This is a genomic window from Schaalia sp. Marseille-Q2122, from assembly GCF_903645355.1.
Lineage (GTDB): Bacteria > Actinomycetota > Actinomycetes > Actinomycetales > Actinomycetaceae > Pauljensenia.
Map to the genome: position 1 here is coordinate 88609 of NZ_CAHJXR010000006.1, position 11745 is coordinate 100353.

The 11745-nt window shown below is 62.1% G+C and carries 9 protein-coding genes; 1 reads left to right on the forward strand and 8 read right to left on the reverse strand.

All coding sequences use genetic code 11. The annotated features are described in order from the left end of the window. Positions 1–93 precede the first annotated feature (93 nt). Complete coding sequence (locus tag HWX48_RS07985; RefSeq protein ID WP_175956409.1) at positions 94–1017, forward strand: RDD family protein; 924 nt, start codon at positions 94–96, stop codon at positions 1015–1017. Positions 1018–1199: 182 nt separating this feature from the next. Here the strand turns inward: HWX48_RS07985 and HWX48_RS07990 are convergent, their stop codons facing one another. From HWX48_RS07990 to HWX48_RS08025, 8 genes are all read right to left on the reverse strand, one after another. Beyond that, positions 1200–1775 (reverse strand): RloB family protein, encoded by a 576-nt coding sequence (locus HWX48_RS07990; protein WP_175956410.1) that lies wholly within the window; start codon positions 1773–1775, stop codon positions 1200–1202. A 5-nt stretch (positions 1776–1780) separates the two neighbouring features. Continuing rightward, positions 1781–3124: an ATP/GTP-binding protein gene (locus HWX48_RS07995; RefSeq protein WP_175956411.1), complete on the reverse strand. Its 1344-nt coding sequence runs from the start codon at positions 3122–3124 to the stop codon at positions 1781–1783. A 580-nt stretch (positions 3125–3704) separates the two neighbouring features. Further along, the gene (gene purL / locus HWX48_RS08000) at positions 3705–6083 is read right to left on the reverse strand and encodes a phosphoribosylformylglycinamidine synthase subunit PurL (protein WP_175956412.1); all 2379 of its coding nucleotides are present in this window, start codon (positions 6081–6083) and stop codon (positions 3705–3707) included. 185 nt (positions 6084–6268) lie between these two features. Further along, on the reverse strand, positions 6269–6976 hold the full coding sequence (purQ, locus tag HWX48_RS08005) for a phosphoribosylformylglycinamidine synthase subunit PurQ (RefSeq protein WP_175956413.1): 708 nt from the start codon (positions 6974–6976) through the stop codon (positions 6269–6271). Further along, positions 6973–7242, reverse strand: coding sequence for a phosphoribosylformylglycinamidine synthase subunit PurS (locus HWX48_RS08010; RefSeq protein ID WP_175956415.1), 270 nt, complete (start codon positions 7240–7242; stop codon positions 6973–6975). Before HWX48_RS08010 ends, purQ begins: the two co-directional genes overlap by 4 nt. Positions 7243–7341: 99 nt before the next feature. Beyond that, positions 7342–8253 carry a phosphoribosylaminoimidazolesuccinocarboxamide synthase gene (locus HWX48_RS08015; protein WP_254873023.1) on the reverse strand — a complete coding sequence of 304 codons (912 nt, stop codon included), beginning with the start codon at positions 8251–8253 and terminating at the stop codon, positions 7342–7344. Between the two features lie 24 nt (positions 8254–8277). After that, a complete protein-coding gene (gene purD / locus HWX48_RS08020; protein WP_175956417.1) occupies positions 8278–9609 on the reverse strand; it encodes a phosphoribosylamine--glycine ligase in 1332 nt (443 codons plus the stop codon). A gap of 79 nt (positions 9610–9688) precedes the next feature. Beyond that, positions 9689–11701, reverse strand: a complete 2013-nt coding sequence (locus HWX48_RS08025; RefSeq protein WP_175956419.1) for a hypothetical protein — start codon at positions 11699–11701, stop codon at positions 9689–9691. Between the last annotated feature and the right edge of the window lie 44 nt (positions 11702–11745).

Genomic DNA, 11745 nt, shown 5'->3' on the forward strand with positions numbered 1-11745 from the left:
AGTGCACACGGAACACCCTCAGGGCCATGAGAATATGGCTAACGTGAAGCTGGATCTGATTGACGAGAATACGGCGTAACGAGGAGGACGCAAGTGTCTCAGGCATATTTTCAAGGCAGTAAACAGTATCTTCCCGTAGCCCCCCACTTAGACGGACTAAGCGCGGTGGGCAGTTCAACGAAGGTTTCCTATCACCTTCTTAATGCTGCGTTTGTTCTTGGCCCATATCTCCTCGGTTTGGGCACCGTTTTTCTCGCCTCTAAGGCAGACTCGGAATCTGTCGTACAGACATTCCTCGGCGTCATCGCCATGATCTTCATGCTGATGCTCTACGTTATTCCGGTCATCAACCTGGTGATGATCCTCATGCGGGGACGCACCCTGCCGATGGCAATGATGAAGGTTCGCGCGGTGGACGTACGCACCGGAAAACCCGCAACAGGAATGCTCTTCCTGAAGATCTTGCTTGAGGGAGTCATCGCCTATTTCTCGCTGGGGATTGGCTTTGTCATCGTTGTTTTTCTCAGCCAAGACGAGTTCGGGCGAACCTGGTTTGACCGCGTCGCTAACACGATGATGGTATCGACCGCGCGTGGCCGCGACCCCTACAAGACTCCGATCCTTGCGCATTCTGCTCCTCTGGGCTACTCCGAAGCTTCTATGAGCCAACAGTCGCCACTTCACGGCCACGCAACCTATGGTCAAGCTCCAGCTGGACACGCACAAAATGGCCAGCCCCCATTCGGGCAAGCGCAGTACGGACAAGCGCAGTACGGACAGGTGCCCGACACTCCACGGGCGTATCCGGGAGCGCCCTCCCCTTACCCTCCCTCAACGACAGCGCAGGCGCCCTACGGCCAAGCTCCTCATGAGCACTCTCCCAGCGCACAGGCACCCTTCGCTCAGCCCGCCCAAGCGCCCTTTGCCAATGGCTCGCCTTACCCGCCACCTGCGCCCCAGACGCCACATGCCACACCTGATCCGACGAATCCTGACGAACAAGGACGCCAGATCTAAGGCCCTATAAGTGTTTCTCCCCGAATGGTGACCCATTCGGGGAGAAACACTTATTCAGGCTCTACCTGCCCGGCAGAGGACCTCACATGGCCCAGCCCTCAGAAACGCTCACGCAGCGCGGCCTCGGACTGCTCGCGCAGCTCATCGAGCCCCACAATGGGCAAGATGTGGCATTAGCCTTCTTACCTTCCTGACAGCAATCGTTGAACAAGGTGCACCATCCCTGAGCCTGGCGAGGGCGGCATTTGCCCTCGCTCGTGTGCATCAGCAGAAGGGAGTTCACACTGCACACAGGCATGATGCATATTTTCGAAGGGGAAGTCTGCTGGTAGCGACTTCTCTGTGGGCTTTCGTCCCGTGATCTGTCCAAGATGTCTCTGTGCATCTGCCTGAGAGTGATAGGTCTTCACTCGCTCATAGTGGGCGATCAACCAGACCTCGAAGCATGGGCGAGAGATCACGGGCACCCAGAGCTGATTCTTCCTGGTCCGTTTTTCACATCCACGAATTAGTGGCAACAGATCACGAGCGTCCTCATCAACGACAATCCAGATCTCGGTATAGCCACTGAGATCATTGGCATCGAGCTTGCGCAAGAGGGTTGAGGCTTCGCCAGGAAGAAACTGCACCGTAATGGAGAGGCGAGAACCCTTCGCTTCACTTTTGAGGCGTTTCAGATAGGAATATTCCGTTCGTTCACCATTGGTGACAAAAAGGATCGCCGGACGAAGCGGACGTTTCTGCCGCAGGCGTGCCACCGTTCTCACCCCCCAAGAGGCTGAGTGAGGAAGTCATACAGAAGGGCATCGTCGACATCAGGCACCGCTCCAAATTGGCCAGCCATATAACGGCGCTCGCTATTGTTACCGACGCGATTGTCGAAGTCTGCCAGGGAGAAGAGTTCTGAGAGCCCCGCATCATCCTTCTCCACGAACCACACATTCTGGGGTGCCAGTAGGCGTGCGGGCGCATTGCCCAGCAGCGTGACATCGTGAGTGGTGAAGATGAGCTGGGCACTCTTGAGATTCGTGCGCTCACTGGCGAAGAGCTCCACAATGTAACGCACGAGGCCAGGGTGCAGGCTGGCATCAAGCTCATCGACGAGGAGCACGCCACCTGAGCGCAGCGTGGTGAGCGCATGCCACACGATGGTGAGCCATGTGAGGGTGCCCGAGCTTTCCGCACTGAGAGGGAGCTCGAAGGATTGACCATCTTTGCCGCAGTGGGTGAAGAATACTTTCTCGCGCGGCGCAGAGAGGGCTTGAGCATAATTCGCCACGGCTGCCGCTACAAACGGCGCCGTGCTTACAAAGCTGCGCCACAGTCCGTCAGTGGATTTGAGGTCCGGGCTTGCTTTCCCAATATCCATGGCACGTCGGACGTCAATCTTCTCAATACCAAGGTCACCCGCCTTAAGGACAGCAGTGACGAGATCCCTCTGTTTTTCTGGAGCTTTAACCATCTCCTCAAAAAGAGGCAGAAGCAGCTCAACATCTGCTGCTTCACGGAATGACACCTGGCGAACACCCGCGCCGCTCGCAAGAGCCGATGCCACAGGTGCGAGCATGCTGTGCTCATAGCGAAACGCCAGGGCAAGGAAAAGAACCCTGGACGTCGTTAGTTTCAGCACCTCAGAGCTCGGCCCTTTCAGACTTGGCCCTTTAGTGAAGGACATTTCCGCACCCTCACTCTCCTGGGTGCGCTCGAAGAGAGTCCGGGCAGTCCCTCGAGGGTAGGCATACAGGCCTTCGAAACTCACGCCCCATTGACGCACTTCCACTCGATAGCGGTAGCGGACTTCCTCAGCGACAAAATCCACGTCATATGAGGTGCGTCGCTCCGGCTCCTCGATCGCAGCGCAGGGCTGGTACAGCAAGGTCGTGGATTGCTCAGGCGAACTCAGCGCACGCGCCAGGCTGTCCATGGCCTGGATCAGCGTTGTTTTACCCGAGGCGTTCGGGCCGTAGATTGCCGCAATTGGCTCTACACAATCCGCCCAGGTCTGCCCTTCGCGGGGGACATTCGTCTTGAAGGAACGCCGCGTGAGATCAAGGGTCGCTTCTTCTGCGAAGGATCGGAAACCGGAAACGCTAAATGACAGCAGCATGCCACAATACTATCAAGATAGACTAATATCGGGAATACTTTTCCGAAAACGACCCTAACTCAAGCAGGCTCCCCCTCTCTCGGGTTATAAGACAGGATGTGTCGCATTGGACTGAATGAACTGTCCTGGGTTTTGTTCCTAGGCGGTGACTAGTTCATTGTTGTCGGTGTGGGGTAGTGGAGTTGTGCCCAGACGATGACCTCTCCCCATCAGGGATGCTGGCACTGGTTTTTCGCGCTCACGGAGTTGCTGGCAGCAGGTTTCAATGCTGACCATGAGGTGTGCCCACCTCCCTGCGCTGGTTTTATCTCGACCAAGCAAGTTACGTGACACTTGTTGCATAATGTGACACTTATAGCTGTCCCAAAAAGTTACAACTGCTCCGCAGCGCAACAACTGTCACGTAACTAGGAGTTCTACAGGCGCACTCCCCTTCTCTCTTGCCCCCATCAAAGAGAGGAGGCCCAAAGGATCACTCCTTGGGGCCTCCTCAACCAGATGCACTCAAGCGGCACAGCCGCTCACTCAGTCACGCCTATTGGCGACGCGGTCTCACGCGCCCAGAACCACCCACGCTCGCTCAGAAACGCTCACGTAGCGCAGCCTCAGACTGCTCGCGCAGCTCATCCAGGCCCACAATCCAGCCAGCGCCATTGCCCATGTCCGACAGCAGGTCGGCGCCAACGATGGCCAGCATGTCGCCACCGGTAGTGCCGATACGCACTGCCGGGACGCCCTCGGCCTCGGCGGCGGCGTAGACAGCGGGCAACGCACCCTCGGGCACGACCACCAGCGCACGCGCCTGAGTCTCGGTGAAGAGCAGCGTGAAGTCATCCAACTGCGCACCCTGCACGGAAGCACTCAGATCGAAGCTGCCGCCAATACCGAAACGCAGCGAAGCATCCACCAGAGCCTGCAGCAGGCCGCCATTGGAGAGGTCGTGTGCGGCGCGCACCAGCGGGCGGCCATCGGGGCCGTCGGTGGCGGACAGTGCGCGCACGACATTACCCAGGGAGACCTCGGCATTGAAATTCACCAGCGGAGGCATACCACCCAGGTGCTTGTGGACAATGCGAGCCCACGCCGAACCGTCGAGTTCCTCGCGGCTCTCACCCAGCAGGACCACGGCCAGTCCCTCTTCGGTAAAGCCCGAAGGATTCGCGCGGCGCACGTCCTCCATAATGCCCAGCATGCCGACAACGGGCGTGGGATTAATGGAGGAATCGGGCTGGCCCTTGACGGTGCCCGAAGAGTTGTAGAGGGAGACGTTACCGCCGGTGACGGGCACACCCAACTCAATACAGCCGTCAGCCAGACCGGTCATGGCCTGCACGAGCTGCCACATGGCGTCGGTGTCTTCGGGGTTACCGAAGTTCAGGCAGTCGGTGATGGCCACGGGGGCTGCGCCGACGACGGCCACGTTCCGGTAGGCCTCGGCCAGGGCCTGCTGCGCGCCACGGTAGGGGTCAAGCTTGGTGTACCAGCCGTTGGCGTCGGTGGAGATCGCCACGCCCAGGTTTGTGTCCTCATCCACGCGCACCACGCCCGCGTCGTCAGGCTGGGCCAGGGCGGTATTGCCCTGCACGTAACGGTCGTATTGGTCGGTGATCCACGCCTTGGAGGCCTGGTTGACGTCGGTGAGGACGGTGGTCATGGTCTCGCGTAGTTCCTCGGGCGTCGCAGGACGAGGCAGCCGCTCAGCGGAGTCAGCGTTGAGGGCATCCTGCCATGCGGGCCGGGCGTAGGGGCGGTCGTAGACCGGGCCGTCGTGGGCGACGGTCTTGGGGTCAACGTCGACGATACGATGGCCGTAGTGGTCGATGGTCAGGCGCCCATCGCCGGTCAGGTGGCCGATGACGGAGGCCTCGACGTCCCACTTGTCGATAATGGCGAAGAAGGCGTCACGGTCCTCGGGGGTGACGATGGCCATCATGCGCTCTTGGGATTCGGACATGAGGATTTCGCCTGCGGTCAGCGTCGGGTCACGCAGCAGCACATTTTCGAGGTCAACGTGCATGCCCGAGTCGCCGTTAGAGGCGAGCTCAGAGGTCGCGCAGGAAATACCGGCGGCGCCGAGGTCCTGGATGCCCTGGACGACGCCCGCGGCGAAGAGCTCCAGGCAGCATTCGATGAGGACCTTTTCCATGAAGGGGTCGCCCACCTGCACGGAGGGGCGCTTGGCGGGCATGCCGTCCTCGAAGGTTTCCGAGGCGAGGATGGAGGCGCCGCCAATGCCGTCGCCGCCGGTGCGCGCGCCAAAAAGAACCACGAGGTTGCCCTCGCCGGTGGCGTTGGCCAGGTGGATGTCCTCATGGCGTAGGGTGCCCACGCACAGGGCGTTGACGAGGGGATTGCCCTGGTAGGAGGAGTCGAATTCGGTTTCGCCGCCGATATTGGGCAGGCCCAGGCAGTTGCCGTAGCCGCCCACGCCCGAGACAACGCCGTGGACGACGCGCGCGGTGTCGGGGTGGTTGACGTCGCCGAAACGCAGCTGGTCCATGACGGCGACGGGGCGTGCGCCCATGGAGATAATGTCGCGGACGATGCCGCCCACGCCCGTTGCTGCGCCCTGGTAGGGCTCAACGAAGGAGGGGTGGTTGTGGGATTCGACCTTGAAGGTCACGGCCCAGCCCTGGCCGATGTCGACCACGCCGGCGTTTTGACCCATGCCGACGAGCAGGCGTGAGCGCATTTCGTCGGTGGTGCGCTTGCCGAATTGTTCGATGAGGTGCTTCTTGGAGGACTTGTAGGAGCAGTGCTCGGACCACATCACCGAGTACATGGCGAGTTCTGCGTTGGTGGGGCGTCGGCCCAGGATCTCGCAGATGCTCTCGTACTCGTCGGCTTTGAGGCCCAGTTCAGCCCAGGGCATCTCCTTGGTGGGAGTTGCTGCGGCGTCGGCGGTGGTGTCGGGGAGTTCGCGAGGGTAGTCAGCGTTGGGGGCGACCTCGGCGGTCATGTGTGGCTCCATCGGTGTTGTGCTGCGCCAAAAGTACAGGCGGGAGAACGGAAGAATCGGTTATCCACAGATTCTGTCCACAGGGATGTGGAAACCCTTGGGGATTGGCCTATTCACTTGTGGATAGTTCTGTGGATGGCGGTGCGTGTGCAGCTCAGAAGCCACACGTTTCACGACGTTTCGGACTAGCTCACCATGTCGCGCAGAAGGGAGGTGAAAATCCCCAGGCCTTCCACGCCACCATGCCCCTGCATACCCTGCGCGCCCGCAGCCAGAGGACCAAAACCGGTCTCGACAGCGTGCTCAGGGTGAGGCATCAGGCCCACCACATTGCCCGCAGCATTCGTAATGCCGGCAATGTCGTTAGCCGAACCATTGGGGTTGAAATCAACGTAGCGGAAGACCACGCGGCCCTCGCCTTCCAGACGCTCAATCGTCTGGGGAGCAGCCTGGAAGCATCCCTCGCCATTCTTCAAGGGCACGGTGATCTCATCACCCACCTGGAAGGAGGCCGTCCACGCAGTCGAGGCGTTCTCCACACGCAGCTTCTGGTCACGGCAGAGGAACTTCTGGTGATCGTTACGGATGAGCGCGCCCTCCAACAGGTGCGCCTCGCACAGGATCTGGAAGCCATTGCAGATGCCCAGCACCGGCATACCCTTTCCAGCAGCCTCCACGACGGAGCCCATCACGGGGGCGACAGCGGCAATAGCGCCGCAACGCAGGTAGTCACCGTAGGAGAATCCGCCGGGCAGAACCACGGCGTCAACCTCACGCAGGTCAGCGTCCTTGTGCCACAGGGCAACGGGTTCGCATCCTGCCAGGCGCACGGCGCGCGCAGCGTCCCGGTCATCAAGGGTGCCGGGGAAGGTGACGACGCCAACTCGCGTCACAGCGCACCCCCAGCAGCATCGGTGAGTTCTTCGACGCGCACGACGTCTTCAATAATCGGGTTCGACAGCACTTCCTCGGCCGCGCGGCGCGCGTCAGCGAGCAGCTCGTCGGTGACAGGTCCATCCACCGTCAGGTGGAAGCACTTGCCCTGACGTACCGAGGTGAAGCTGGTAATTCCCAGCCTCGGCAGCGCCGAGCCGACAGCCTTCCCCTGGGGGTCCAGGATTTCCGGCTTCGGCATCACTTCAACAATGATTCGCCCCACGGCGTCCTCCTTGCGTGAGCTGAGGGGTGTCCACGCTCCCCTCTCTCGGTGAGTGCGGCCGGTTGGCCGCCCCCGAAAATGTTCCCGGCTGGTGTCCGGTCACAGTTGTGGTTCCTCGCCGGTCAGGCGGCGGAAGGCTTCGATGTAGCGTTCGCGGGTAGCGGCAACGACCTCGTCGGGCAGCGAGGGCGCCGCAGCGTCCTCAGCGTTGCGGTCCCACCCGGATGCGGGGGAGGTCAGCCAATCGCGCAGATACTGCTTATCGAAGCTGGGTATGACCTGGCCTTCGACCCACTGGTCGGCCGGCCAGAAGCGTGAGGAATCCGGGGTGAGGATTTCGTCGGCGAGGACAACCTCCCCCGAGTCAGGGTCGAGGCCGAACTCAAATTTCGTGTCGGCCAGGATCAGGCCCCGCTCAGCGGCGATGTCGCGGGCGCGCGAGTAGACGGCGATGGAGAGGTCCCGCAGGCGTTCGGCAAGCTCAGGCCCGACCATCTCCGCAGCGCGTTCAAAGCTGATGTTCTCGTCGTGATCGCCCAGCTCTGCCTTGGCGGCGGGTGTGAAGATCGGCTCAGCCAAGCGGGAGGCTTCGGTGAGGCCCTCGGGCAGGGGCAGGCCACACACGGTGCCGCTCTGGCGGTATTCGACCAGGCCAGAGCCCGTCAGGTAGCCGCGCACCACGCACTCAATGGGGATCATATTCAGGCTGCGGCACACGACCGCGCGGCCCGCAGCCTCGGCGGGCACATCAAGGGCGCCGGGAGCCAGGTGGTTGGGGACGATGTCTTCCATCTGCCGCATCCACCAGATGGCCAGCTGGTTGAGGACCTTGCCCTTATCGGGGATAGGGGTGGGCATGATGACGTCGTAGGCGCTGATGCGGTCGGAGGTAACCATCAGCAGTTCGGAGGGACCGCTGGCAGCGTGAGGGTCCAGCTCGGGGGCGTAGATGTCACGCACCTTGCCTGATGAGAGGTGCACCCATCCGGGAATAGTCATGTGCTCGGTCATTGTCGTGCGCCTCCTATGGTGGTGTCAGGGTCGCCAGTGATCCGCGAGGATGTCGCCCGGCCAGGTGGCAATGTCGCTGCGATGCTGTTCGCCGCTGAAGCGGATGCGCGCCACTGCCGCGTAGGCGGCCTCGCGGGCGACCTCGACGGTGGAACCCCGCCCCACGACATTGAGCACGCGCCCACCGGAATTGACCAGGGTGTCCTCGGGTTCAACGCCGCAGCAGTTACCCGCGCCCTTAGGGTCGGGCTGGGCGGGAATGAGCGTCGTGCCCGCGTGGATGACGTGCACACCCTCAAGTGCTTCGGCGTCTTCAATGCCGGTGATCGTTTCGCCGGTGCGCAGGGTACCGGGGTAGCCTGCCGAGGCCATGACCACGCAGACGGCGGCATCAGCGGACCAGCGGGGGGCGGGAACCTCGTCAAGCGTGCCGGTCGCCGCGCCGTAGAGCAGGTCCACGAGCGGGCTGTCGAGGCGTTCGAGGACGGCCTGGGTTTCGGGGTCGCCGAAGCGGGCATTGAATTCCACGACGCGCACGCCTCGCGAGGTCAGCGCCAGGCCACAGTAGAGCAGGCCAACGAAGGGCGTGCCGCGGCGGGCCATTTCGGCCACCGTCGGCAGGGCGACGGTGTCAACGACATGCTCAACGACGCCCTCGGGCAGCCAGGGCAGGGGCGTGTAGGCGCCCATACCGCCAGTATTGGGGCCCTCATTCGCATCCAGCAGGCGCTTGAAGTCCTGGGCGGGCACGAGGGGCACAACATTCGCGCCATCCGACAGGCAAAAGAGCGAGACTTCAGGGCCGTCAAGGTAGTCCTCAATGACCACGGCCCCGTCGGGGCGGGCCAGGCAGGCGGCCGCGTGGTCACGAGCCGCCTGGCGGTCCTCGGTGACGACGACGCCCTTACCGGCAGCCAGCGCGTCATCCTTGACGACATGGGGTGCGCCCAGCTCATCAAGGGCGGCGTCGACCTGCTCCAGGGTGGTGCAGGTGAAGGCGCGGGCCGTCGCCACTGCGGCGGCTTCCATGACGTCCTTGGCGAAGGACTTAGAGGCTTCAAGCTGAGCGGCGGCCTGTGTCGGGCCAAAGCAGGGGATGCCCGCGTCAGTTACGGCATCGGCGACGCCAGCGACCAGGGGGGCCTCGGGGCCAACGACGACGAGGTCAACAGCCTCGTCGGCGGCAAGGGCACACACGGCCACAGGGTCAAGGGGGTTGAAGCGATGAGGTACACCCAGCTCATCAAGGCCGGGGTTGCCTGCTTGGACAAGCAGTTCAACATCATCGGAGGTACGAACCATTGCACGGGCAAGGGCGTGTTCACGCCCGCCATTTCCCACAAGCAGGACCTTCACGCTGCCAGCGTAGCCCGGCCGCACCCTTCGCGTCGGCCCTGCCCACGTACTGGGCAGCCTCCCGCAAAGAATCCCTGCCTCAACTCCCCCAGCCGAAGCCACAACGCCACGTATCGAAGTGGGCGAAAGCGGCGATGACCTCGTCCTTGACAGACAATCCCCACCCGCCAGTCGTGCCGCTCAGCTGAGACGAAATCCTCCACCCCAGCCACAGCGCTAAATACGCCAGAAGAAGAATCGGCAGCCAATCCTTGAGGCCGAGTTTGCGCCCACCCCCCTGCGACGCTGCGGCGTTCTTTCCGGCGGTGCGGCTGAGATTATTGCTCCGAGGCGCAGAGTTTTCCCGCATATGGTCGCTATTGAGCGCTACCTGGGCGACGCGGCCCCCACCCCAGGGCGCGGGAATCATGGCGCCCGTGCTTTCACCGTAGTTTTTTGCCTGCAGGAGGCGACGCATGTGGCCGCGCATTTTTTCCCAGCGTCCGCGGGTGATCATCGCTCCGGCTTCCCGGCACTGCTCACGTTTGGCGGCGAGGAGTTCCCAGATGCGTTCAGCGTCGGGGAACAGGCCGGGCAGCAGGTCAAAGAATCGGCCGGCACTGTCAATCAGGACCAGGCCTTCACCGACACTGGCCCACACCATGAGTTCCTCCCATGCGAGGGCTTGACGCCGGATGAGGGCAGAATTCGGGGTGTGTTCGGAGAACCATTCGGCGACGATTTCTTCAGGGCCAATGGTGAGTCGGTGGGGTGCGCTTTGGACGCTGTCAACGTCGTGGAAGAGCAGGCCCGTCCAGAAGTGCTCCCCTGCGGGTTCAAGGAAGTCGCGTTGGAGGTCCTCGGCGTCAATGGGCGGGGGATTGACTGCGCCCTGCCCGCCCCCGTAGGAGACGAGCCATCCGCGCATGGGGGTGAGGGGTGGGAAGTCATTGACGAGGTTTCCCGTGGCGATGCTTGCGGGAATGTGCAGGTGGCTGAGGAATTCGCGGAGGGCCTCGCGCACGTCCTCGGTGCGGATCTGGGAGTATGCGATGTGGTGGAGCCAGAGTTGCCCCTCCCAGTATTCATGGAGGCCGTTCACTTCGATGATTTCTTCAATGCGACTGTCGCTCAGTTCAGCGTCAATACCGCGTGAGTCAACCTCGTTGTCTGTGCCCAGCAGTGCGCAGACGAGTTCGTGGGCGTCAATGTCGAGCCAGTCGCCTTCGAGGCCGTAGCTGACGATGATCTGACGATTCCGCAGGCCTTGGCTGGTGCGCACCTGCGCCCGTGAGCCCGCGATTTTTTCGATCATGGCGTTGAGGAAGCCCGAGATAATGCCGTAGGCGATAAAGGCTTCGGGGCTGATGGTGGCCGACATGGACAGGAGAGGGCGGGGGTCGTCGGTTTCGAGGCAGCCTGCGTCTTCGTAGGCGGGTGGGCGCTGTTCAACGCTGCGGAGGAAGGCCTCTTCTGTCATGTGCCTGGGAGGGGTGGTGAAGATGCGGCCGATGAGTTCTGGAGCGTTGGTGATGAAGAGGTGGGTGCGGTCGCCGTTGTGGGGCGAGATTTCCTGGGCGAGGGCGCGCATCTTGCGGTCGCGTTCGTCAGGGGCGTGTTCAATGTCGAGGGGGCGGACGGCGATGCTGGTCAGTCCGGTGCGCAGGACAGCGTCGTTGTGCCATGCGATACCGGAGTAGAAGTTCGCGTCGGGGCTTGGCCCGGTGGCGGGCTGGGGATTGTGGAAGAAGTCGGAGAGGAAGCCTAGGGCTGCTTCGAGGTCGTTGAGGGTGGTGGCGCCGAGCATGATGGCGCTGGGGCGCGGTAGGGCCTCAACCCAGATGCTGAGGTTTTTGGCCGTGGGGTGGGCGCGGACCCGTTCCTTTTTCCACTGTGTGAAGTGGAAGATCACGCAGGAGAGGAGGTATTCGAAGATGCCGCTGTCCTGGGCGGCTTCATCCCAGATGCTGTAGTCGGTACATAGTTGTACGAGCAGTGGGGTGGCGCTCAGGTTGATTCCGTCTTCGATGGCGCCTTTGCTCAGCATCCAGTCGTGTCCATGGAAGGTGTAGATGCTTCCAGGCGTGTAGGACTGCGGGCTGTTGGCTGTCATAGATCTAACTGTATCCCGACGACTGCGGCCTGGTTTCTGTATCC